Raw genomic sequence first — 20,789 nt, 5'->3', positions numbered from 1 at the left:
CGGTGTGCGGTCGGTTTCACGTCGACTTTTCTTGTTGTGGGGTTACTGCATCGGCCATACGCTCGCTGAAATCCCACGAGTAGAGCTTCTCCGGGACGATTTCGATGCGCACTTCTTCGCGGCCTGCGCTGCGCAACTGCTGGGCGAGCGACGACTCAGTGCCGCCGAGATACCGCACTAAGAGGGCAGTCAGCAGCGATTTTTCTGTATCCGGCGTAATCGACGCCACGCCCCGCCCGCGCACACCGCGATAGGGTGGGTCGTTCGTGGACACCTCGAAGGTCACCTCAGGAGACGAGTTGAGGTAGCCCACCACGTCGGCATCCCGCCCTGTCGCACACCAGAAACTCCCCTCGTCGTATCGAAACCAGAGCGAGAGCATCCAGAGTTTGCCGCCGGGGGTGGTACACGCGAGCCGAATAGGGATGATCGCGTCGTCGAGGAATCGCTCAATCTCTGTCGCCGACCACGCCCCCGAAATCGTGGTCATCGGACGACCACCACGGGCGTTGGCGACCGCCGCGTGACGGTCTCTGCGACGCTTCCGATGAGGATGCGCGACATTCCGGTGCGGCCGTGACTACCCATCACTACGAGGTCGAAGTCGTGGGTTTCGACGTAGTCGAGAATCGCGCGGGTCGTCTGTCCGACCGTCGAATCCGTCTCGATGTCGTGGTCGTACTCAGCGGCAACCGCCTTCGCCTGCTCGAACAGCGACGCGGTCTCCTCGCGGGCGTGGTCTAACCACTCCTCCCACGTGCCGGGGGCTTCACCCCAGCCGCCGGGGTAGTCGTCGCTCCCGCGGAAATCGAGGGCGTGAAACACGGTGATGGTCGCGTCGGGATACTCTTCGACGGCGTGGCGAAGCGCCCGCTCTGCCATGGGCGAGCCGTCGGTCGGGACGAGAATCGAGGTGATTGCCATACGTCATGTACGACGTCGACCACTATAGCCGTCGCCCAGCCTACCGGCGTTTCACGGGTCGAGGCATCTCGCGGAGCAACACGAACACCAGCCCGAGGGTCACGAGGCCGACGAGGAAAAATTCGATGCCGGGGACGATGCCCTGCCGCACCCAGATGACCGCATCCTCCCAGATGAACAAAACAGAGATAACGAGAAACAGCGCCCAGACCACCCAGCCAAACGTTCCTGAAGCCATATTTGATTGTAAGACCGGTTGGTATTCGTAGGTTTTGGTCAGACGTAGTCTTCGCGGGGCGGCGAGAACACGTCGATGACGATGCCCGATTCGAGCACCTCGTAGGTGTGTTCGACATTGCCGGGAATCGAGTAGCTATCACCGGCTTCGAGCACCTCGTCGTACTCGCCGAACGTGAGCCGATATGTTCCAGAAACCACGTAGCCGCTTTGCTCGCTTTCGTGGCTGTGGGTCGGCACGTCCGTCCCCTTCTCGAAGTGCATCTTCGTGACCATCGAGTTCTCACCAACGGCGAGCACTTCAAAGTTGGTTCCCCGGAACGATTCGGCCCTCGCGTCTCCGGCTTTCACGATTGGCATGTGTCACAGAAAGCTACGGCTGGCAGATGGTTAAATCAGGTCGTAAGAAGCAGCTGCGATGCTCAGGAGTATAGTATCCGAAAGTTAGGTGGCTGGGGAGTTTGCGGCCCAACCACCATGGCGACGATTGTCGCCCGTAGTGGGCCAACGCGGATTTGAACCGCGGACCTCCCGGTTATCAGCCGAGCGCTCAACCTGACTGAGCTATTGGCCCAGGTTGGCGCATTTTATCGTTGCGCGGTGTTGTGTTTAAGCGTTTCTTTTTGCCAGTACTATGGGGCGTCGTGACTTCCCGTGGAGCGCCGGTCATCGTCGTCGTCGCGCTCTACCGTGAAGCCGTCTACGTCCACGGTGTCGTCGCCGGTGTCGTCGAAGTCGTCTTGGTTCGGGAAGCCAGCGGTGTAGACGTTTCCGGTGACGAACCCGTCCATGCGCTTGTCGATGTAGGGCGTCACGAACCAGCGTTTGACGGCCATTCGAATCGGGATGCGCGTAATCGGGACGATGAAGATGAAGCCCACGAGGTCGGTGACGACGCCGGGGGTGAGCAACAGCGCACCCGCGACGAGCAGGAGGCCGCCGTCTAAGAGTTCGTTCGTCGGCGGCTCGCCGCGTTCGAGTTTCGTCGTAATCTTTCTGAGCGTGTGGCGGCCCTCGGCGCGCACGAGGAGCATGCCGATGAGCGCGGTGAGGACGACGAGCGCGACGGTTGCGACGCCACCGATTTCTCCGGCGAGAACCACCAGTAGCATCGCGTCGAGCACGGGAATCAACAGCAAGACGGCTGCAATCCGCAGCAACATGGGTTGGCATAACGGTGGCAGCGTGAAATACTTGCGGATGAGAACCCCTTTGCCCACCCCTTTCTAAAGCCCGCGCATGGACGACCCTGCAGTCGAGACGCTGGTCGAGTGGCGCGAGTGGGGCGCGGACGCTTTTGCGGAAGCACAGGAGGAAAAAAAGCCCCTCCTGCTCGCGCTTTCTGCCACGTGGTGTGACTGGTGTCACGAGATGGACGCAGCGACGTACGCAGAGCCGCGCATCGCCGCCCACCTGAACGACGGCTTTGTGCCGATGCGCGTGGACGTAGACCGCCAGCCGCGCATCCGCGACCGTTACAACATGGGTGGCTTTCCGTCGACCGTGTTCCTCACCCCGGAGGGCGAACTCATTTCTGGAGCCGGATTCCTCGCCCAAGGCGGCATGCGCCAGGTGCTCGACAGCGTGCGCCGTGCGTGGGACAGCAAAGGTACATCGGCCGGTCGCGTCCCCCGCGCGCTGCGGGACGCAGAGACGCCACAGGCGCCGCTTTCGCCCACCATCGAAGGCGAACTGTTCGCCCAACTCGCAGGCGAGTTCGACACCGAACACGGCGGCTGGGGCGAGGCCCCGAAGTTCCCGCTCGCGCGCACCATCGAGTTCGCCTTAAAGCGCGAACAACAGCAGGCCATCCGCACGCTGGACGCCATCCAGTCACACCTCTACGATGACTTCGACGGCGGCTTCTTCCGCTTCGCAGAGAACGCAGACTGGAGCACCCCTCACCGCGAGAAAGTGCTTGATGTGAACGCCGCGCTCGTCCGTACCTTCGCTACCGCCTACCGCTACACCGGTCACGAGGAGTACAAAGAGACGGCCGAGAACTCGGCTGAGTTCCTCATGACGACGCTCTGGAACGGCGAGGCCTTCGCCGGAAGCCAACGCCCGGACGACGAGTACTACGGCCTCCCCATCGATGAACGCGCCGAAGCCGACCAACCGCAGGTTGATGAGACGGCGTTCGCCGACTGGAACGGCCTCGCCATCGACGCTCTGCTCACGCTCTATGCCGCGACGGGCCACGAGCAGTCGAGGGCGTTCGCCGAACGCGCACTTCGCTATCTCGACGACACCCTTATCGCAGAAGACGGCGCTGTCGCCCACTTCAACGGCGAAGCAAGCGAGATTGGCCTGCTCGCGGACCAAGCCCGCGTCCTCGACGCACTCACCACGGCGATGCAGGTGCTTGGCGAGTACGAATCGCTCGCCTGCGCCGTTGCAGACTACACCATCGAACACCGCCGCGACGGCACCTCGTTCGTAGACGGGCCAACGGACGGACTCGGCCTGCTCTCGCTCCCGCTTCGCCCACTCGACGCAAACGCCGAGTTCGCAGACGCGCTCCTCGACCTCGCACTACTCACCGGCGACGACACTTACCGAACCGTCGCTCGGGAAACCATCGAAGCGTTCGCGGGCGCAGCAGACCGAATGAGCGTCCAAGTCGCGGGCTACGCGACGACAGCCGCCCGACTCACCGACACGCCGCTCACCGTTTTTGTCGGGGATGTTGGCTCGCCGCTGCACCGCGCAGCACTCCAGTTGCCCGACCACGAAAAGGTCGTTATCCCCGAGAGCGACGGTTCCTCGGGAACAGCTCGCGTCACCATCGACGGCGAGACGCACACCGTCGAAACCCCCGATGAGTTGCTAGCCACCGTGACGACGACCGACCAAAATAACCTCGAGTAAACTGCCCCTTCGTTTATAGCCCCTCCCGCCAAAACAAGGTGTATATGGCGAGTCTGAGAGATTTGGGCCTGTCTGAGTACGAATCGCGCGCGTACCGCGCGCTTTTACAAACCGGCCCGACCACGGCAAAGGAGCTGTCGCGGGCGAGCGACGTGCCGATGGGTCGCATCTACGACATTCTGAACAGCATCGAGACGTACAACCTCGTTCGCAGCCAGAGTGCGAGCCGCCCGAAAAAGTACGTCGCCGTCGAACCGACGACCGCGCTCGACCGCCTCCTCGATGACAAAAAACGCGAACTCGACCAGAAAAAAGACCAGTACGAGGACATCGTTGACGAACTCGCCCACGAACTCGATGCCGCAGAACCCGTCGAAGAAACGTTCTGGACCGCAGCAGTCGGTCCAACACAGACGATTGACCTGCTTCTCGAACGACTCGCGGCCGCAGACGACACCATCATCATCGTCGCGTCAACGCTTAGCCAGCAGTTCGACATCGGCGAAATCGGGGCGCTCGTCGCAGAACAGCTCCAAAACGCCCTCGACCGCGGCGTTTCAGTCAAGGTGTTGATGCGCCCTGAACTGGTAGACCTCCTCCCAGAATCTGTTGGTGACCACTACGCCGCCACACTCTCGTCGCATCCTGACTTCGATGTGCGGACGAGCACCGACGTGAGCGGGACGTTCAACGTTATCGATGGCACGGAAGTCGTTATCGAGGTTCCCCATCCCCTCGACACCGAAGAAATTTTCGCCATGATAGACTTAAAAGACCGGAGCTTTGCGACCGGCATCAAAAATGAGTTTTCCCCCCGGTGGGAGGCCGCTCACCCCCTCTCGTTTTAATTCGAGCCCGCTCGGTTAGCACATCTCGCCGAGGTCGCAAAACGACCCTTCGCTCGCCGTAATCCACGTCGTGTACACGTCAACCTCGCTTCTGTTACGTGGGAACACGGTCAGCTCGTCTGGTGCGTGTTCGTACTTCACGAGCACTGACTGGAGCTCGAATTCGATACCGACTGCCGGTAGTAGCTCGTGGTCGTCCGCGGCTTGCGTCCCTTTTTTTGGTTGTGATTTCGTCATTGTCTCCCCCTTGTGTCGTCCGGACTTTCTCGCGTTTGCGATCCACCGAATGACAACTATGTAGATAGTCTCCGTCAAAGGACGTAACTGTTCACTCGGATTCTTACGGTCTGAGAATCGCCGCTTCGTCTTTTATCCGCTGCTTGCATCTCTGTAATTGATATGTACGACCGAATTCTCGTTCCCACAGACGGCAGCCCACGCACGTCTCGGGTTGTCGAATACGCCCTCGACCTTGCGGTTCTCAGCGGTGGGGAACTCTACACCTGCTTCGTCGTAGACGATGCGGACATTCCCGCCAGAAATTTAGAACAGGTCCTCTCGTCGCTCGAAGACGAAGCGACAGCTGCGACCGAGCGCGTCGCCGCACTTGCGGCGGAGCGAGACGTGGCGGTGACGGAAACCGTGCTCCACGGGACGCCACACGCAGAAATTCTCGACTACGCAGCCAAAATCGACGCCGATCTCATCGTTATGGGGACACACGGACGGCGTGGCTTCGACCGCTATCTCCTCGGCAGCGTGACCGAGCGCGTCATCCGCACCGGAAACACGCCTGTGTTGACGGTCAAACTCATGCGACCGGACAAGGCTGTAACCACCGACGACGAAGCCATCGAGGTGGCGCGAGACGCCCTCGAACGAGAAGGACGCGCACTCACTGCGGTTCCTGAAACGCCCTACCAAGAGAGCAGTACGTGGATTGTTCGGGCAGAAAGCGATGGCGACACGTTCAACGTCCACATCGATGCGGCCACGGGCGACGCCAGAGTCGCAAAAATTCGCTAACTTACTCGCCGTTTACTTCTCCGCGCAGCTGCCCCATCTCTGCGACACGTTCTGCGTGGGCGTTGTGCTGGTGGATGGATTCGTCGTTCGATTGTTTCATCGTGACGACCGTGGTGTCGGGGAGTTGGTCGAACTTTTCGACCACGTCTTCGGCCATCGCTCGCACGCAGTCTTCGACGAACTTCGCGTCCGCGTGTGCCTCGTAGGTCATGTGGTCTTCGTCCGGGCGCTTTGCGAGGTTGTAGATGCGCGCACTCATCGAATCGCGGGCGACTTCTACGATGTCCATGAGGTCTACTTTCGGGGCGTCGCGGCATTTGACCGTCAGCGTCGCGTGGCCGCGCTGGGAGTGGCCCGGTTGGGGGACTTTTTCGAGGAAGGCGTCGATGGTTGCTTCGTCCACCGAAAGCTGTTCGAGCGTGTCGCGGGCGCGCGATTCCGACATGCCTTGCGAGCACGGACACACGGTCATGCCGACGACGCGCGCGCCGATTTCTTCGAAGGTGCCCTTTTCTGTGGCCTCTGCTGAGGCGATGATGTCGATGGTGCTCTGGGTCTCTAAGCCGCTCGCGGGTGTGTGGTCGCGGATGACCAGCTCGGCCTCCATGTGCACCTCAGCACGGGTCGTGTACTCGTGTTTCTTCAGCAGGCGCTCTGCGGCGTCGCCGCACACGTCTTCGACGCGGTAGGCCGGTTCGCTCACGGCTTGCTCTAACACCTCGTCGATCACCTCCATGTTGCGGGACATATCCGCGCCTTTGCGCCAGCTCGGGAGGTCAACGAAGACGGAGAAGTCGGCCATGAGAACGATTGGCCGTTTGTCTTTCCGAGCGAGTTTGACGAGTTTCTCGACGCCAGTGACGCCAACGCGGTTCAGCCCGACGGTGACGTCCGGGCTCGTCGCCTGTACGTCAGGCAGTTGATGGGCCATTGCCTGCAGTAAGAACCCGCGCGCGATTATGGGTTACGAAAGGTGACATCTCAGTCGAGTTTGCCAAGGGCTTTGAAGAAATCGAGCGGCGGCCCGGCGACGTGCATCGACACAGCTGCTACCGACACCCGAATTTCCGCAGGTGGCGTGACGTACTCTTTCGTCCGACCGTCGCTGATGACGACGGCGGTGTCTGCGTCTGCAACGCGGATGACGATTTCACTCTCCACGCCCGTGACGAGCGGCGGCATCGACTCGGTCGCACACATCTCGGTCACGACAAGGCTCGGAACAGACGGGTGGATAAGTGGGCCACCCTCGCTCAGATTGTACGCCGTCGAACCCGTTGGCGTCGCGATGAGCACGCCGTCCGCGTGCCCGCCCGAGTACAGTGCGCCATCGATTCTGACTTCGATGCTGAGCCCCTGTCCGTGGCCGCGTTGGTCGCCTTGGATGACGATTTCGTTGAGCGCAGGCGGGAGTTCCCAGCCGTCGCCTTCGGCTTGTAAGCGTGGAATCGACCGCGTACGAATCTCGCCCGCCTCGCGGAAGTGCGCGACCTCTTTCGACACGGCCTCGACCGCTTCCTCGGGCGAAACCGCGTTGAGAAAGCCCACTTCCCCGAGATTCACGCCCATGACGGGGGTGGCCTCAGCACCGCGGGCGGCGAACAGAAACGTGCCGTCACCGCCGATGCTCACGACGAGGTCACACTCGTTCATCGACGGAATGTCGTGGCCTTCGATGTCGAGGGCTGTGGCCATCTCCTCGTCAATCCAGACGTCCACGCCCTCAGCGAGGAGACTCTCGCGAATCTCGTCGGTGAGCGACGCCGCCCGTGGATTTCCGCGCTGGCCGACGATACCGACTCTCATGTGTGGCGATTCGTCTGGCGGTGTAAAAATCTGCCCACGTTCGGGCAACATTAATCAGGCATCGGCGCGAGGTCAGCGTATGTCTCAGCGGCCAGTCATGAGGTGGTGTTCGTGAGCGAGGACGAACAGCCGACTGACAAGGGTGACGACTGGTTCGAACGCGGCCTCTCGGACGACGCAGGCGACGACACTGACGCAGATTCGACCGCAGACGCATCGAGCGAGCAACTCGACCACCCACAAGACGCGGACCCAGCCGACGGTGACGGCTTTGATGACGCAGCCGCGTTCGGCATGGATGAACGTGGAGACGGCGAGTTTGGCATGGGCAGTGACGCCGACTTCGGGATGGGCGGTGACGACTCGTTCGGGCTTGACGACGACTCGCTGTTCGATGACGACTTTGCAAGCGCCTTCGGAAACGCCCCTGGCCCCAGCGGCTCGGGTGGCAACGCAAACTTCGATGACGAGGCGCTCGACTCGAACATCCCGCGTATCGACATCGGGATTCTCGGCTTAGACGACATGATTCAAGGCGGGGTTCCCGAAAGCTCGCTGATGGTCGCCATCGGGAGCGCCGGGACGGGCAAAACCACGTTCGCGCTCCAGTTTCTCCACCACGCCCTCGAAAACGACGAAAAAGCCATCTACATCACCTTAGAAGAGAGCCAAGAACAGGTCATCAACACCGCGGTCGAGAAAGGCTACGATTTCGACACCTACATCGAAAACGACCAACTCGCCGTCATCGACTTAGACCCCGTCGAGATGGCAAACAGCCTCGACAACATCCGGTCTGAACTCCCTGAACTCATCTCCGAGTTCGGCGCGTCGCGGTTCGTCCTCGACTCCGTCTCCTTGCTCGAAATGATGTACGACCAGCAGGCAAAGCGCCGCACCGAGATTTTCAACTTCACCCGCGCGCTCAAGCAAGCCGGTATCACGACGATGCTCACGAGCGAAGCCAGCGACGACAATCCCTACGCTTCGCGCCACGGGATTGTTGAGTACCTCACCGACGCCGTGTTCATCCTCCAGTACGTCCGCCCCTCTGATTTCCGCGAAACGCGACTGGCCGTCGAAATCCAGAAAATCCGTAACGCGAACCACTCCCGGGAGACCAAACCCTACGAGATTACGGGCACCGGGATTAGTGTGTATCAGCAGGCGAATATCTTCTAGCAACTTTTTCCGGCGGGGGGTTGCTTCGCAACCCCCGCTGGCAAAAACTTGCATGAAAAAGCCGAACGCGCCGCTGGCGCGTTCGATTAGAGTGCTTGACGCCAACTGCACAGCGACCGCTCTACCGCAAATCCATCCTGCAAGCCGCACAGACCCTCCCAAACCCTTGAATTACGGCTATCGTCTCAGCCGACGAACTACCTATACGTCTCTGCGGGCGGGGCACGCCAGAGAGACGATTGGAGGGACAATATGGCAGTTTCAACAGCCGCACAGAACAAACAAATCGTAGAGCGCACGCTCAAAGAGTGCTGGAACGAAGGGAACTTCGAGTCGCTTTCGCAACTCGCCCACGACGACATCCGCGTCCTTGACGACGACGGCAACACGGTCGCAACCGGGCCACAGGGCTTCCAAAAGCACGTCGAAGCGTGGCGGACGGCCTTCCCCGACTTCACCGTTGACGCCAAAGAACTCATCGCAGAAGACGACGTTGTCGTCCTTCGCTTCATGGAAGAAGGCACGTTCACGGGCGAACTCACCCGTGGTGAACTCGCGGGCATCGACCCGACCGGCAAGCACTACCGCTCGTCGGGCGTGGCGTTCCACCGCATCAAAGACGGCAAACTCGCAGAGTTCTGGGTCATCGACGACAGCTTAAACTACGCCCAACAGCTCGGCGTCCTCCCGGACGACCTGCAAAAAATCGGGATGTAACTCCCTCTTTTTAGCGAACCACGGTCACCGGAATTGGCGACCGTTTGACGACGTTTTTAGCGACGCTCCCGAGGAGAATGCGCGAAACACCCGTTCTCCCGTGACTTCCCATCACGATTTGGTCGACGTCGTTGTCCTTCGCGTACGTGACGATTTCACGGGCTGGCCGTCCGACGACCTGTTCGGTATCGACGCCGCGGTCGAACTCGCCTGCGATATCGTCCGCCTCTGTGAAAATCTCAGCTGCGTTCTCTTCTGCGTTTTTGTACCACTCCTCTGCGTAGCCGGGGAGCGACGCCTGCGGGCTAAAGCCGGTGTCCATTGGGTTGATGACGTGGAGGATGGTGATGTCCGAACTCGGAAACTCTTTGAGGCCGAACTGGAGCGCGTGGACGGCTTGCTCTGAGCCGTCCATCGGAATCAGCAGGCGCTTTCCCATAGCATCTGATACGTCCCCAGCCGTCAAAAAGACTCGTTACCCCTACGCGCCCCGGCCGTGTCGGGTGAGACATTTAGAGAGCCCGATCAACTCGACCGGCTCTGAGTTGTCCGGCGAGTAAATCACCATCTGGCCTTTCTCCATGTAGGGCACTTTCTTCTCTAAATTCGCGGGGATGTTCACGCTCTTGATGGCGTCTACATCACCCAGATTCAGCACGATTTTCGTGTTCACCTGCTTGAACACCGGTTCGGCGATGTCCTGTGGGTCTTGGGTGATGAGAAAGAGGCCAAGGCGCTCTTTCCGGCCCTGTTTTGCGGCTTCGGTGAACTTGCCTATCACCTTGCGCGCTTGGGCACTCTCCGCATCTGCGAGGAAGTTGTGCGCCTCGTCCATCCCGACGACGAGCGGCGTCTCCTTGATGCGGTCGAACTGCGGGTCGTTCGAGAGTTTCTGGTCGATGAGCAGGCTTGCCACCGCGAGGACGATGACTTCGGTCGCACGGCTATTCGTGACGTGGTAGGTCGGAATCACGGTGAGGCCGCCGGCCCGCACGAGGCGGTGAATCTGCTCAGTAATCGGCGCTGCGTCTTGGTCGAACACACTGTTGAACGCCGAGGAGCGCACCCGGCGGTGGACGGCATCGAAGGTGGCCTCGTGGACGCGCCCGCTCTCGTCGAGTTCCTCGCGCAGGGCGGGGTCGTCAAGGAACGAGAGGAAGCCGCGATAGGTGTGCGTAGAGCCGGTTCTAAAGTAGCGGTCTAAGAGGAAGTCGAGGGCGTTGTACTGGTTGTCGTTGAGACTCCCGCCCGCGACGAGCCAGCGGTTGTTGCGCACGAGCGAGAACGGGATGGTGAACTCGACTTGCTCTGCGCGGTGGTGGTCTGCGGCGTAGTTCGACCCCTCGACTTTCGGGATGAACGCGATGGTGTCCTCGTGGCCGCCGTGGGCGATGTTCTCGCGTTCACACCGCCGAGCGAACTCCGTGGTCATCTCCGGGTTGTCGTCGTGCATCTGGGCATACTCGTCCTGGGGGTCGAACTGGACGACGGCCATCCGGCGCTCCTGTGAACTCCCGGCTTCGACTGGGTAGGTGCGTGCCTCGCTCAGATACTGCCTGAGGACGTTTTTCGCGCTGTGGGTTTTCCCCGACCCCGTCCCACCCGCAATCAGCGTGTGGCGAAACACGAGCGGGTCACCCGACTCGTAGTTGTCCTTGACGCGGTAGTCGATGGTCGGTGGCTCTGCGCCCGTCCGGACTTTCTCGCCACCGACCGAGAGGTGCCCGAGGAAGACGCCTTCCTCTGGAATCTTGAGGCCGGTCTTGATTTCTGTCTGGTCGGTTGCCTCGCGCACGACGGTTTCTGGCTTCGGGACGCGGTCGGTCATCCGGCGTTTGAGTTCGCCGTCGTCCTCGTAGAGCACCGCGATGGGTTCGAGCGAGGCCATGAACTTGTAGTCGTGTTCGTCGATGCCAGAAGAGCGCATCGCGCGGCGGGCGTGAATCTCGGTGGCGTCGTCGGTGTAGTACTCTTGGGCGTATTCGAGCGTCGTAATCCGGCAAAAGAGGCTCTCGCCGTCGGGATAGGAGATGAGGAGATATTTTCCAATACGCACGTCAGAGCGGTTTTTCGCGGTCACGTAGGCTCTGAGACACGTCTCGTCGCGGTCTTCGCCAATCGAGAGGCCAGCGGAGACAGCGAGCGTGCCAATGCCGCGGTCTGGTCCCACGCCCTCTACGGTCACGGGCTCAAAATCGCTCTCCGTCGCGGTTGTCGCTTCAACGTCCCCGTCGTCGGGGTCGAAATCGTTGAAGTCACCGAGGTCGGTCATATGCCCCAATCACACCATTCCCACAAATCCGTTTCCCACGACGCGCTCGCCGTGTGCCGTGCTAACTGCTCAACAATCCAATTCATTACTTCCTAGAGGTACAGCCAATCGTATATGTTCAGCGAACCAAACATATCCTATGCTGCTTATTCGTGGCCACGCCGGTGGGACGACGCTGACCGGGACGCTGTACGAGCGCGGCGAGCGCCCGCCAACCTACCGCGGTGCGCCGGACGACGGCGCGCCCTACGTCTGGGTGTGTGATTCGTTCTACGAGGTTGAAAGCGGCGGACAGGTCCAGACCATCAACGACGAAGAACGCCGCGTTGCCTTCGAAGCGCCCTCACCACACGGCTTCGAGACGCGCGAGCAAGCCATCCGCGATGCCTACGACCACATCCGCACGCAGTTTGCGCGGCTTGGCCTTCCGTCGAGTGACGTCGATTTCGAACTGTCGAAAGTTCACCCGGAAACTTAATAATCGAGTCCCCAGCGCACGTCGTCGTAGGTGCGCTCACGGTCTGCATGGAACGTCTGTTCGAGTTTTTGTTTGAGTGATTCTTTCTCTTGCTGGCTGATGCGCGCGAGTTCGTCCGCCTTTCCGATGACCTTTGGTGGCCCACGATTGCGCGCCACGTCACAGAGCAGTTGCATGGTGAGCTGCTCTCGCAGTTCCTCGTCTTTCGTGAACGCGTACGGCGCTTCCACCTTGTACACGAGGTCTTGGCGTGGGTCGTAGACGATGAAGAACGTCACTTCGTACTGTTCGGCTGGCAGTTCGCGGTCGATGTCGAGCGCGTCGCCTTTCACCGAAAACGTCTCGTCTGCGCCGCCTCGCGAGATGAACCAATTGGTGAATGTCAGGCAATCGGTCAGGCGCTCGTCGTCTGCCCGGCGTTCGAGCACTTTTGCGAAGAAGGCGGCGTCGTTGACCCACGGGGCCTCTGCTTTTCCGCGGACAGCGTTCGTGATGGCCTTCGTCGAGGTGTTTTTCACGAAGCCGATGAGCGGAATCTCTCTGTTTGCAAAGCGCTCGACCAACCGGACGTAGTTTTCGACCACGTCACGCGGTCGCTTGTCCTCTACGAGCAACTCGCGGAGTTCGGGATGCCGATTCTCCCAGTTCAACAGGCCTTTCGGGTAGATTGGCCCATCGAGGACGAGCAGGTTTTCGACCACGTCGGCCTGCAACAGGGCGTGTTTGCTCTCTGCGAGATAGAGCGCGAGCGCGTGGACGACGGCCCCCTCGTAGCGACTCACGCGCGGGACTTTGAACAGCCGAGCGCGACTGTAGCCGTCGTCGAACATCGACCAGTCCTCGTCGAACGTGCCCGCCGTGTCGTTCGTGTGAACGGTGGCAACCATCGTCCGTGAGCGGTGGAGCGCTAAATCAGAGGGAACCGCACTCATCGCCGCTTGGGCCACGTCGATGACCAGCCCGTTTTTGAACGTCGTCGGGTTGATGGTGCCAGAGTCGATGCCGTGGCACGTTTCAAAGCGGTCATCACAGAGAGCGACATCGGCGATGTCAATGCGCTTTCTGGCCACCTTGTCGAGCGGTTCGAGGACTTTCGTATTGCCGTCCCAGAGCGGGTCTAAAAACTCGTTCCAGACGGTCTCTGCGAACGCGCGGTGGTCGCTCGCATCCACGTCCTGCTCGATCCGGCGGGCCAGATCCGCGATGCCGTCGAAGTGGACCGGGTCGAGTGTCATATCCCGTTCATCTGCGGCCCGCGAGAAAAACACCGGGGTAATCGCTCAGTGAAACAGGAGGCTCACCGGGTAGAGCAGAATACAGACGAGTGCCTCCCACCGCCCGAGGCCGCGCCGCCAGTACATGAGCGCGAGGACGAGAATCGAGACACCGAGCATGTAGGTGAGCGAGGTTGAAATCGCCGCCGTATCGACGACCACGTCTGCAACGAGCGCGCCAACGCCGAGGGAGAACACGGGGTCGGTGATGTTGCTCCCGAGCAACGCACCCACCGAAATCCCGCCGTTGCCACGGTAGGCGGCGATGCCCGCAACCGCGATTTCCGGCGCGGTCGTCCCGAGGCCGGTGAGCAGGCCAATCAAGTACTCAGAGATACCAAAGAGGCGGGCGAGCGAAATCGCGTTCGTGACCATCAGCTGCCCGCCCACGACGACGAAAATAAGCCCAACCACAATCCACGGGACAGTTTCGCGGGGTGTCTGTCGTTCGACGGTTTCTTCTGCTATCTCCTCGCCGCCCGCGTTCGTATAGAGGATGTAGATGAACTCGACGTAGGCGAGCATCATCAACACGCCTTCTGAGAAGGTGAGCGCCCCGTCGTCAAGCGCGAGCATCATGATGACCATAGAAAGCACCATGCCGCCGCCGTACACGAGCACCTCGCGGCGGGTGGCGACGACGGGGGCGACCAACGCAACGATGCCGATGGCGAGGGTGATTTGGGAGGTTTCTGAGCCGACGATGTTCCCGACGACGATGTCGCCCGCGCCGAGTCGTGCCCCGAGGACGGAGGTGACCATTTCTGGTACTGACGTCCCAATTGAAATGACCGTCACGCCGATGAAAAACGGCGTGACGCCGTAGTACAGTGCGAGGTTACTTGCCTCACCGACGGCGCGCGACGCGCCGTAAACGAGCAGCGCGAGGCCACCAAGAAAGAGCAGTATTTCGACTAACACCCACGGACCTCCAGCATACGAACGGCTACGACAGCCGACAGGTTAGTCCTTCGCCGACCAGCACGCTATTTACCGTGGCCGAAAATTCCACGCACATGAAAGCGGCGCTCATCATTTTAGACGGGTGGGGACTCGGGAGCCACGACCGGCTGGATGCGGTGAAAGGCGCGGACACGCCGAATTTCGACCGCCTCACGGAAGCGGGCGCGTACGGCGAACTGACCGTCTCCGGCCGTCGCGTTGGCCTCCCCGAAGGGCAGATGGGGAACAGCGAAGTCGGCCACCTCAACATCGGCGCAGGCCGCGTCGTCATGCAGGAGTTCACCCGCATCGAAGACGCCATCGCCGACGGTTCGTTCGCCACGAACGACGCGATTCAGGACGCGTTCGACCACGCCGAGGCGTCGGGCGGCCGCGTCCACTTCATGGGACTCGTCTCCGACGGGGGCGTCCACTCTGCCCAGAGTCACCTCCACGCGCTCATCGACATCGCCGCAGATCGGGATATCGACGCCGTGACCCACGCCTTCACCGACGGCCGTGACACCGCGCCGAGAGGGGGCCAACAGTTCCTCACCGACCTCGAAGCGCACGCCACAAACGCGGGAACTGGGAACGTGGCAACCGTCACCGGGCGCTACTACGCGATGGACCGCGACCAGAACTGGGAGCGCACTCGCCGCGCCTACGACGCCATCGTGAACCGAGACGCGCCGTACACCGCCGCCTCCGCCGTTGAGGCGGTCGAAGCGTCTTACGAGCGCGGTGATACAGACGAGTTCGTGGAGCCAACGCTCATTGAGGGCGGCCCGGCCCTCGAAGACGGCGACGCGGTCATCTTCTTCAACTTCCGCTCAGACCGCGGCCGCCAGCTCACCCGCATGCTCGCGGACATCCGCCCCGAATGGGATTTCGAGACCCACCCGCCGGAGACGTATCTCGTCACGATGACGCAGTACGACAAGACGTTCCCTGTCCCCGTGGCGTTCCCGCCCAACCAGCCCAAAGACACCCTCGGAGCGGTCGTGTCTGCGGCAGGGCTCACCCAACTTCGCCTCGCGGAATCGGAGAAGTACGCCCACGTCACCTACTTCCTGAACGGCGGGCGCGAAGTCGAATTCGACGGCGAGATTCGGAAAATCATCCAGAGTCCGGACGTTCCGACCTACGACCTGCAACCCGAAATGAGCGCGAAAGAAGTCACGGATACGGCGCTCTCGGTCATCAAAACCGACGACCCAGACGTGCTCGTCTGCAACTACGCGAATCCCGACATGGTCGGGCACACTGGCGACTACGACGCCGCCGTGAAGGCGGTCGAAGCCGTTGATGCACAACTCGGTCGCCTCGTCGCTGCTGTCCAGCAGGCGGGCGGGCACGTCCTCATCACCGCAGACCACGGCAACGCAGATGACATGGGCACCCCCGAAAACCCGGACACGGCACACACGCTGAACCCGGTGCCGCTCATCTATCTCACGCCAGAAAACACCGACGGCGGCCGTACCGTCATCGCAGACGGCACGCTTGCGAACATCGCGCCGACGCTCCTCTCACTCATCGGTATCGAAAAGCCCGAGAAGATGACCGGCGAATCGCTGTTGAACTAATTTTCTACCGCCCGTCGTAGACGACTTCTCCGCCAACAAGCGTCATCGTCACGTCGATGTCCTCGATTGCGTCTGCGTGCTCCCACGGCGACCGGTCGAGCACGACGAGGTCTGCTTGCTTCCCCTTCTCGATGGTTCCGCGTCGGTCTTCGGCAAACCCGGCGTAGGCCGCGCCCGCCGTGTAGGCGCGCAGTGCATCAGTCACCGAGATGCGCTGGGTGGGGTCGGGTGCGTTCACGGCGTGGTGGATGCCAAAGAGTGGGTCGAGGGGCATACAATCTGAGCCGAAGGCGAGGGGGACGCCCGCGTCCAGCAAGTCGGCGTAGCGGTTTGATTGGCGGCGGCGTTGCTCGCCGAGTCGGGCGTCGTAGAGGCCGCTCTCGTCGGCCCAACGCAGGAAGTTCGGCTGGACGGAGGCGACGACGCCCAACTCCGCGAACCGCTCGATGTGCTCGTCGGTGAGCAGCTCCGCGTGCTCGACGCGGTGGCGGGCGGCTTCTGGGTCTGCTGTCTGTTCTTCGTAGGCGTCGAGAACCGCAGTAATCGCCTCGTCGCCAATCGCGTGGGCGCAGGCTTGGAAGCCAGCACGGTCTGCGATGCCGACGACGGTGTCGAGTTCTTCCGGGGTGACGACCCACTGACCAGTCGTGTCGGCGTCGGCATAGGGGGTTGACAGCTTCGCGGTGCGCCCGCCGAAACTGCCGTCGGTGTAGGACTTGATGGCTCCCGTCTCAACCATCGCAGAGCCGTGATTCGTCCGGAGGCCGGTTTCTACGGCCGCATCGAGATGGTCAGACCAGTAGTTGAGGCGGACGCGTAGGGTGAGTTCATTTTCCAAATCAAGGTCGCGGAACACCTCGGGCGCGGTCGAATTGCGAACCATGTCGTGGACGCCCGTGACGCCGCGGGCATTTGCGTGGCGCTGGGCCGCCGTCAGCAAGTCGCGCATCTCTGCAGCGTCGGGTTCCGTGGCCTCGAAAATCACGTCGAGCGCCGATTCGACCACGACGCCAGTTGGCTCGCCGCCCGCTGCGAGAACGTCCTCGTCTGGCATGGCATCGAGGAACTGGTCGAGCGCGACGGAGTTGAGCGAGGCGACGTGGAGGTCTTCGCGGAAGGCGGCCACGGGTCGGTCGGTACTCACTTCGTCTAAGTCCTCGCGGGTAAGGTAACGGGCGTCGTCCCACTCGCTTTCGTCGTAGCCGTAGCCAAGAATCCAGCCCGACTCGCGCGCGGATTCCGTGAGCAGAGAGAGGCAGTCAACGGGGCCATTCGCATCGGCTAAGTCGGCGTGGACGAGGCGACGACCAACCATGTTCAGATGCGTGTGCGCGTCGATAAACCCGGGGAGAACAATGCTGCCGTCAAGGTCGATAATCTCTGTCTCTGTGCCAGCCAGAAAGTCGAGTTCGTAGGCGCGGTCGATGCGGACGATGCGCCCGTCGCGGATGGCGACGCCGTCTGCAACTTCGTCCGGGTCGGTGAGCGTGTGAACCTCCGCGTTTAGCAGGATGCGGTCGGCGGCCTCGGTCATACCCCCTGTTCTGTGGCCGTGGCGATAAAAAGTCGGGCTAGGAGAGGGCCTTTGCGTACACGACAATTCCCGTCGTCGTCCCGGTAAAGAGGTCGGTCTCCTTTTCGCCGACGCGCGTGAATCCGCGCGCTTCGTAGAAGCGTCGTGCCCCGTCGTTTTCTGTGAACACTTGGAGTTGCAACCTCGACACACCGCGGGCAGTGAGTTCATTTTCAATGGCAGAGAGCAACTGGGTGCCGACGCCCTCGCCCCACCATTCCGGATGGACGTAGATGTTGTAGAGTTCTCCTTCACCGAGTTCGTCTGTTCCACCGCCGGAGGCGTAGCCAACCACCTCGTCGGCTTCAGCGACGAAGTACGCGGTCTCCTGATTCACAATCGCGTCGTGGAGCCTCTCGTCGTTGTACCATGCCGTCATCGCCGCGTCAATCTCTCGTTGTCCGATAATCTCCATGTAGGCGGCTTCGTAGGCTGCCCGCGCGACACGCTTGATTGCGCTCACGTCTTCGGACGCTGCCGCACGAACGGTCACGCCGGATGGCATAGCTTCGATGACAGGTTCGGCCGACAAAAGCCTACGGGCGAAGCGCAATCGTTACGCGCCCGGCCCGTCATGGCAGGAACATGACCGAGCCTGCCGACCTCGTCGCCCGCGTCCGCGACGGAGATATTCGGCTTCACGAACTCGAACAGCACGCAGACGCGGACACGGCTGCCGCCGCCCGCCGCCTGTACGTCGAAGAAGAAACCGGCGCAGACCTCTCTGTGGCAGGCGAGTACGCCTTCGACGCCGCAGACGCGGCCTCGGCCATCGAGAACATGGTCGGCGCGATTCAGGTTCCTCTCGGGGTTGCGGGCCCCGTGCCAATCCACGGAGGCGAAGCAGAAGGAACGTTCTACCTTCCACTTGCGACGACCGAAGGCGCACTGCTCGCGAGCGTGAACCGCGGACTCTCCGCCATCCGCGCCGCAGGCGGTTCGACCGCCCGCGTCATCAAGTCGAAGATGACCCGCGCCCCCGTGTTTCGGGTGCAGGACGTGGCCGAATCCGTCGAAGTCGTCGAATGGGTCCGCGCGAACACGGACAAGTTGAAGGAAGCCGCAGAGGAGACGACGAGCCACGGCGAACTCCTTGACGTGACGCCCTACGTCGTCGGCGACAACGTCTTCCTGCGCTTTGGCTACGACACGAAAGACGCGATGGGGATGAACATGGCGACCATCGCCACCGAAGCCGCGAGCGCCATCGTGGAAGAAGAAACGCCAGCCTCCCTCGTCGCGCTCTCGGGGAACCTCTGTACGGACAAGAAACCCGCTGCCATCAACGCCATCGAGGGCCGCGGTCGCACCGTTGTCGCCGACGTTCGCATTCCGCGTGAACTCGTCGAAGAACGATTCAAGACCACGCCAGAAGCGATAGCGGAGGTCAACACCCGGAAGAATCTGGTGGGAAGCGCGAAAGCTGGTAGTCTCGGCTTCAACGCCCACGCCGCGAACACCGTGGCCGCGATGTTCCTCGCTACTGGCCAGGACGCCGCACAGGTTGTCGAAGGGTCGAATGCGATTGTCACCGCGGAAGCCCGCGAGGACGAACTGTACGCGAGCATCAGCCTCGCCAGCCTCGAAGTCGGTACCGTTGGCGGCGGGACGAAGCTCCCGACGCAGGCAGAAGGGCTCTCCGTGCTCGGGCTTCGCGGCGGCGGCGACCCGGCGGGTGCGAACGCAGACGCCTTGGCGGAAGTGATAGCCACCGGCGCACTCGCTGGCGAACTCTCGCTTCTGTCGGCACTGGCGTCGAGACACCTGTCTTCGGCACATGCCGAGTTAGGCCGATAACCAGTTTCACTTTCACCCTGCTTACGGCTCCCGTTTATTGTACCGTGCTCGAAATTGGAATAATAGCGCCCGCTGGCGAGCACCAGCGGGCGTTTCCACAGAGGTACGAAAATGACCGATTCCTGTTCCGACCAGCCAGCGGCATCGCGCGCCTATCGCCTGTTGCGCCTGCTGAAGCTCCTGCTTGGCATCATCGCAACGGCCGTCACCATCTGGCAGGCGGTTGGCCAGCTATAACAACCGATAGACGCCCCGACTTTCACTCACTTCTCCGGCCTGTACGAGTCTGGTAAGCGCCGTCTCGACATAGCCCCGTGAGACCCCACGCTGTTCGGCAAACTTGACCACGTCAGTTTCCGTGGGTGAATCGAGTTCCGCAAGCGCCGCGAGTACGGTGTCTTTCTTGCTCATGGTCTCGTGGTTTGCGGTCGCCTGCTTGCCCGCCGCCGTGATTTCTGCGGCGTCAAGTCCCGAGCCTTCGAGGTACTCCTCGTCTGAAATCATTGACTCGCCCGTATATGATTCCATCTCACCGAAGGAATCGACGTTGGCGAACGCCTCGGATTCGCCCTGCCGGTTTGCGAGCATCTGCGCGCGGTGTTGGCGCGCTTCGTTCGCGTCGTCGGTCGTAATAAATTTCTTCAGTTTCTTGTAGCGAAGGCGCTTGCCACAGCTCGTACAGTTCGTCGTCTTCGGGCGTCCCTCGACGACTTTCAGCGCGCCACAGTTGCTACAGCCGACGACCGCATACATACGAACACACACTCGGTGCGGGGAGTTGAATCCACCGCCCAGGGCCATGCTTTTGTGGGTTGCTATCGTCTCACGCACATGGACGCAGTCTCCCTTTCAGACAGCGACGTAGTCGAAGCCATCGACGGTGTGCACCTCGCCCAACTCGCCGCCGGCGAGAAAATGAGTGTCCAGCACTTCCACATCGAACCTGGCGCGAAAGTCCCGGAACACAGCCATCCCCACGAGCAGACGGGCTACGTGACGAAGGGGACGCTCATCTTCCTCGTCGATGGCGAAGAAATCTCTGTTTCGGCGGGTGAATCCTACGTCGTCCCCGGCGGCGAACCCCACGCCGCAGAAAATCGCGGCGACGTGCCCGTCGATGGCCTCGACATCTTCAGCCCGCCGCGCCTCGACGTGCCGTGGATGGAAGACTGAGTCAGTCGCCGAGCGATGCGCATTTTCACAAGCTGCCCAGTGCCGTCGGCAGCCGTCTTCGAATTGCCCAGAAACCAGGC

25 protein-coding genes and 1 tRNA gene are annotated in these 20,789 nt (G+C 61.5%); 10 read left to right on the top strand and 16 right to left on the bottom strand.

The window, feature by feature from the left end; genetic code table 11:
• Nucleotides 1-16: 16 nt before the first annotated feature.
• The 6 genes from V5N47_RS04915 to V5N47_RS04890 all read right to left on the bottom strand — a co-directional run bounded on the left by V5N47_RS04915 (nucleotide 17) and on the right by V5N47_RS04890 (nucleotide 2,324).
• Nucleotides 17-490 carry a pyridoxamine 5'-phosphate oxidase family protein gene (locus tag V5N47_RS04915; protein WP_338729743.1) on the bottom strand — a complete coding sequence of 158 codons (474 nt, stop codon included), beginning with the start codon at nucleotides 488-490 and terminating at the stop codon, nucleotides 17-19.
• On the bottom strand, nucleotides 487-924 hold the full coding sequence (locus V5N47_RS04910; protein ID WP_338729742.1) for a universal stress protein: 438 nt from the start codon (nucleotides 922-924) through the stop codon (nucleotides 487-489). Before V5N47_RS04910 ends, V5N47_RS04915 begins: the two co-directional genes overlap by 4 nt.
• Nucleotides 925-964: 40 nt before the next feature.
• Nucleotides 965-1,162, bottom strand: a complete 198-nt coding sequence (locus V5N47_RS04905; protein WP_338729741.1) for a hypothetical protein — start codon at nucleotides 1,160-1,162, stop codon at nucleotides 965-967.
• Nucleotides 1,163-1,200: 38 nt separating this feature from the next.
• Entirely contained in the window at nucleotides 1,201-1,521 is a 321-nt protein-coding gene (locus V5N47_RS04900) for a cupin domain-containing protein (protein WP_338729740.1), read from the bottom strand.
• A gap of 140 nt (nucleotides 1,522-1,661) precedes the next feature.
• Nucleotides 1,662-1,735: transfer RNA gene (locus tag V5N47_RS04895), tRNA-Ile, on the bottom strand.
• Nucleotides 1,736-1,793: 58 nt separating this feature from the next.
• Nucleotides 1,794-2,324, bottom strand: coding sequence for an FxsA family protein (locus tag V5N47_RS04890; RefSeq protein ID WP_338729739.1), 531 nt, complete (start codon nucleotides 2,322-2,324; stop codon nucleotides 1,794-1,796).
• A gap of 76 nt (nucleotides 2,325-2,400) precedes the next feature.
• Between V5N47_RS04890 and V5N47_RS04885 the strand changes: the two genes are divergently transcribed.
• Nucleotides 2,401-4,032 (top strand): DUF255 domain-containing protein, encoded by a 1,632-nt coding sequence (locus V5N47_RS04885; RefSeq protein ID WP_338729738.1) that lies wholly within the window; start codon nucleotides 2,401-2,403, stop codon nucleotides 4,030-4,032.
• 44 nt (nucleotides 4,033-4,076) lie between these two features.
• Nucleotides 4,077-4,880, top strand: a complete 804-nt coding sequence (locus V5N47_RS04880; protein WP_338729737.1) for a TrmB family transcriptional regulator — start codon at nucleotides 4,077-4,079, stop codon at nucleotides 4,878-4,880.
• A gap of 15 nt (nucleotides 4,881-4,895) precedes the next feature.
• On the opposite strand, the gene V5N47_RS04875 is transcribed toward V5N47_RS04880, so the two are convergent.
• Nucleotides 4,896-5,117 (bottom strand): hypothetical protein, encoded by a 222-nt coding sequence (locus tag V5N47_RS04875; RefSeq protein ID WP_338729736.1) that lies wholly within the window; start codon nucleotides 5,115-5,117, stop codon nucleotides 4,896-4,898.
• A gap of 162 nt (nucleotides 5,118-5,279) precedes the next feature.
• On the opposite strand from V5N47_RS04875, the gene V5N47_RS04870 reads away from it, so the two are divergent.
• Nucleotides 5,280-5,906, top strand: coding sequence for a universal stress protein (locus V5N47_RS04870; RefSeq protein WP_338729735.1), 627 nt, complete (start codon nucleotides 5,280-5,282; stop codon nucleotides 5,904-5,906).
• 1 nt (nucleotide 5,907) lies between these two features.
• Here the strand turns inward: V5N47_RS04870 and mptA are convergent, their stop codons facing one another.
• Nucleotides 5,908-6,837, bottom strand: a complete 930-nt coding sequence (gene mptA, locus V5N47_RS04865) for a GTP cyclohydrolase MptA (protein WP_338729734.1) — start codon at nucleotides 6,835-6,837, stop codon at nucleotides 5,908-5,910.
• A 50-nt stretch (nucleotides 6,838-6,887) separates the two neighbouring features.
• On the bottom strand, nucleotides 6,888-7,712 hold the full coding sequence (locus V5N47_RS04860) for an NAD(+)/NADH kinase (RefSeq protein ID WP_338729733.1): 825 nt from the start codon (nucleotides 7,710-7,712) through the stop codon (nucleotides 6,888-6,890).
• Nucleotides 7,713-7,823: 111 nt separating this feature from the next.
• Between V5N47_RS04860 and V5N47_RS04855 the strand changes: the two genes are divergently transcribed.
• Together V5N47_RS04855 and V5N47_RS04850 are read left to right on the top strand one after the other, a co-directional pair.
• Nucleotides 7,824-8,894, top strand: a complete 1,071-nt coding sequence (locus V5N47_RS04855; protein WP_338729732.1) for a KaiC domain-containing protein — start codon at nucleotides 7,824-7,826, stop codon at nucleotides 8,892-8,894.
• Between the two features lie 252 nt (nucleotides 8,895-9,146).
• The gene (locus tag V5N47_RS04850; RefSeq protein WP_338729731.1) at nucleotides 9,147-9,611 is read left to right on the top strand and encodes an ester cyclase; all 465 of its coding nucleotides are present in this window, start codon (nucleotides 9,147-9,149) and stop codon (nucleotides 9,609-9,611) included.
• A 10-nt stretch (nucleotides 9,612-9,621) separates the two neighbouring features.
• Here V5N47_RS04850 and V5N47_RS04845 read toward each other — a convergent pair whose 3' ends face one another.
• Complete coding sequence (locus tag V5N47_RS04845) at nucleotides 9,622-10,050, bottom strand: universal stress protein (protein ID WP_338729730.1); 429 nt, start codon at nucleotides 10,048-10,050, stop codon at nucleotides 9,622-9,624.
• 42 nt (nucleotides 10,051-10,092) lie between these two features.
• Nucleotides 10,093-11,883, bottom strand: coding sequence for an ATP-binding protein (locus V5N47_RS04840; protein ID WP_338729728.1), 1,791 nt, complete (start codon nucleotides 11,881-11,883; stop codon nucleotides 10,093-10,095).
• A gap of 139 nt (nucleotides 11,884-12,022) precedes the next feature.
• Here V5N47_RS04840 and V5N47_RS04835 point away from each other — a divergent pair, with 139 nt between their 5' ends.
• Nucleotides 12,023-12,361, top strand: a complete 339-nt coding sequence (locus tag V5N47_RS04835; protein WP_338729727.1) for a hypothetical protein — start codon at nucleotides 12,023-12,025, stop codon at nucleotides 12,359-12,361.
• On the opposite strand, the gene V5N47_RS04830 is transcribed toward V5N47_RS04835, so the two are convergent.
• Both V5N47_RS04830 and V5N47_RS04825 read right to left on the bottom strand, forming a co-directional pair.
• Nucleotides 12,358-13,596: a DNA double-strand break repair nuclease NurA gene (locus tag V5N47_RS04830; RefSeq protein ID WP_338729726.1), complete on the bottom strand. Its 1,239-nt coding sequence runs from the start codon at nucleotides 13,594-13,596 to the stop codon at nucleotides 12,358-12,360. The two genes, V5N47_RS04835 and V5N47_RS04830, sit on opposite strands and share 4 nt — an antisense overlap.
• Nucleotides 13,597-13,641: 45 nt before the next feature.
• Complete coding sequence (locus tag V5N47_RS04825; protein ID WP_338729725.1) at nucleotides 13,642-14,556, bottom strand: sodium:calcium antiporter; 915 nt, start codon at nucleotides 14,554-14,556, stop codon at nucleotides 13,642-13,644.
• A gap of 95 nt (nucleotides 14,557-14,651) precedes the next feature.
• Here V5N47_RS04825 and gpmI point away from each other — a divergent pair, with 95 nt between their 5' ends.
• Nucleotides 14,652-16,166: a 2,3-bisphosphoglycerate-independent phosphoglycerate mutase gene (gpmI, locus tag V5N47_RS04820; protein WP_338729724.1), complete on the top strand. Its 1,515-nt coding sequence runs from the start codon at nucleotides 14,652-14,654 to the stop codon at nucleotides 16,164-16,166.
• 4 nt (nucleotides 16,167-16,170) lie between these two features.
• Here the strand turns inward: gpmI and V5N47_RS04815 are convergent, their stop codons facing one another.
• Entirely contained in the window at nucleotides 16,171-17,700 is a 1,530-nt protein-coding gene (locus V5N47_RS04815; protein ID WP_338729723.1) for an amidohydrolase, read from the bottom strand.
• 37 nt (nucleotides 17,701-17,737) lie between these two features.
• The gene (locus tag V5N47_RS04810) at nucleotides 17,738-18,244 is read right to left on the bottom strand and encodes a GNAT family N-acetyltransferase (RefSeq protein WP_338729722.1); all 507 of its coding nucleotides are present in this window, start codon (nucleotides 18,242-18,244) and stop codon (nucleotides 17,738-17,740) included.
• Nucleotides 18,245-18,324: 80 nt separating this feature from the next.
• Here V5N47_RS04810 and hmgA point away from each other — a divergent pair, with 80 nt between their 5' ends.
• Both hmgA and V5N47_RS04800 read left to right on the top strand, forming a co-directional pair.
• Nucleotides 18,325-19,536, top strand: coding sequence for a hydroxymethylglutaryl-CoA reductase (NADPH) (gene hmgA / locus V5N47_RS04805; RefSeq protein ID WP_338729721.1), 1,212 nt, complete (start codon nucleotides 18,325-18,327; stop codon nucleotides 19,534-19,536).
• Between the two features lie 111 nt (nucleotides 19,537-19,647).
• Nucleotides 19,648-19,773: a hypothetical protein gene (locus V5N47_RS04800; protein WP_338729720.1), complete on the top strand. Its 126-nt coding sequence runs from the start codon at nucleotides 19,648-19,650 to the stop codon at nucleotides 19,771-19,773.
• Here V5N47_RS04800 and V5N47_RS04795 read toward each other — a convergent pair.
• Nucleotides 19,768-20,289, bottom strand: coding sequence for a DUF5817 domain-containing protein (locus V5N47_RS04795; protein WP_338729719.1), 522 nt, complete (start codon nucleotides 20,287-20,289; stop codon nucleotides 19,768-19,770). The two genes, V5N47_RS04800 and V5N47_RS04795, sit on opposite strands and share 6 nt — an antisense overlap.
• 78 nt (nucleotides 20,290-20,367) lie before the next feature.
• Between V5N47_RS04795 and V5N47_RS04790 the strand changes: the two genes are divergently transcribed.
• Complete coding sequence (locus tag V5N47_RS04790; protein WP_338729718.1) at nucleotides 20,368-20,709, top strand: cupin domain-containing protein; 342 nt, start codon at nucleotides 20,368-20,370, stop codon at nucleotides 20,707-20,709.
• The last annotated feature ends 80 nt before the right edge of the window (nucleotides 20,710-20,789 follow it).

The sequence above is a fragment of the Haladaptatus sp. DJG-WS-42 genome (genome assembly GCF_037198285.1).
In the GTDB taxonomy this organism is placed as follows: domain Archaea; phylum Halobacteriota; class Halobacteria; order Halobacteriales; family Halococcaceae; genus QDMS2.
Note: the sequence above shows the minus strand (reverse complement) of the source record. Positions and strands in the feature narration are given on the sequence as shown.

Coding starts and splice junctions, on each gene's coding strand:
- V5N47_RS04915 (WP_338729743.1), bottom strand. CDS start 490: ATGACCACGATTTCGGGGGCGTGGTCGGCGACAGAGATTGAGCGATTC.
- V5N47_RS04910 (WP_338729742.1), bottom strand. CDS start 924: ATGGCAATCACCTCGATTCTCGTCCCGACCGACGGCTCGCCCATGGCA.
- V5N47_RS04905 (WP_338729741.1), bottom strand. CDS start 1,162: ATGGCTTCAGGAACGTTTGGCTGGGTGGTCTGGGCGCTGTTTCTCGTT.
- V5N47_RS04900 (WP_338729740.1), bottom strand. CDS start 1,521: ATGCCAATCGTGAAAGCCGGAGACGCGAGGGCCGAATCGTTCCGGGGA.
- V5N47_RS04890 (WP_338729739.1), bottom strand. CDS start 2,324: ATGTTGCTGCGGATTGCAGCCGTCTTGCTGTTGATTCCCGTGCTCGAC.
- V5N47_RS04885 (WP_338729738.1), top strand. CDS start 2,401: ATGGACGACCCTGCAGTCGAGACGCTGGTCGAGTGGCGCGAGTGGGGC.
- V5N47_RS04880 (WP_338729737.1), top strand. CDS start 4,077: ATGGCGAGTCTGAGAGATTTGGGCCTGTCTGAGTACGAATCGCGCGCG.
- V5N47_RS04875 (WP_338729736.1), bottom strand. CDS start 5,117: ATGACGAAATCACAACCAAAAAAAGGGACGCAAGCCGCGGACGACCAC.
- V5N47_RS04870 (WP_338729735.1), top strand. CDS start 5,280: ATGTACGACCGAATTCTCGTTCCCACAGACGGCAGCCCACGCACGTCT.
- mptA (WP_338729734.1), bottom strand. CDS start 6,837: ATGGCCCATCAACTGCCTGACGTACAGGCGACGAGCCCGGACGTCACC.
- V5N47_RS04860 (WP_338729733.1), bottom strand. CDS start 7,712: ATGAGAGTCGGTATCGTCGGCCAGCGCGGAAATCCACGGGCGGCGTCG.
- V5N47_RS04850 (WP_338729731.1), top strand. CDS start 9,147: ATGGCAGTTTCAACAGCCGCACAGAACAAACAAATCGTAGAGCGCACG.
- V5N47_RS04845 (WP_338729730.1), bottom strand. CDS start 10,050: ATGGGAAAGCGCCTGCTGATTCCGATGGACGGCTCAGAGCAAGCCGTC.
- V5N47_RS04840 (WP_338729728.1), bottom strand. CDS start 11,883: ATGACCGACCTCGGTGACTTCAACGATTTCGACCCCGACGACGGGGAC.
- V5N47_RS04835 (WP_338729727.1), top strand. CDS start 12,023: ATGCTGCTTATTCGTGGCCACGCCGGTGGGACGACGCTGACCGGGACG.
- V5N47_RS04830 (WP_338729726.1), bottom strand. CDS start 13,596: ATGACACTCGACCCGGTCCACTTCGACGGCATCGCGGATCTGGCCCGC.
- gpmI (WP_338729724.1), top strand. CDS start 14,652: ATGAAAGCGGCGCTCATCATTTTAGACGGGTGGGGACTCGGGAGCCAC.
- V5N47_RS04815 (WP_338729723.1), bottom strand. CDS start 17,700: ATGACCGAGGCCGCCGACCGCATCCTGCTAAACGCGGAGGTTCACACG.
- V5N47_RS04810 (WP_338729722.1), bottom strand. CDS start 18,244: ATGCCATCCGGCGTGACCGTTCGTGCGGCAGCGTCCGAAGACGTGAGC.
- hmgA (WP_338729721.1), top strand. CDS start 18,325: ATGACCGAGCCTGCCGACCTCGTCGCCCGCGTCCGCGACGGAGATATT.
- V5N47_RS04800 (WP_338729720.1), top strand. CDS start 19,648: ATGACCGATTCCTGTTCCGACCAGCCAGCGGCATCGCGCGCCTATCGC.
- V5N47_RS04795 (WP_338729719.1), bottom strand. CDS start 20,289: ATGTATGCGGTCGTCGGCTGTAGCAACTGTGGCGCGCTGAAAGTCGTC.
- V5N47_RS04790 (WP_338729718.1), top strand. CDS start 20,368: ATGGACGCAGTCTCCCTTTCAGACAGCGACGTAGTCGAAGCCATCGAC.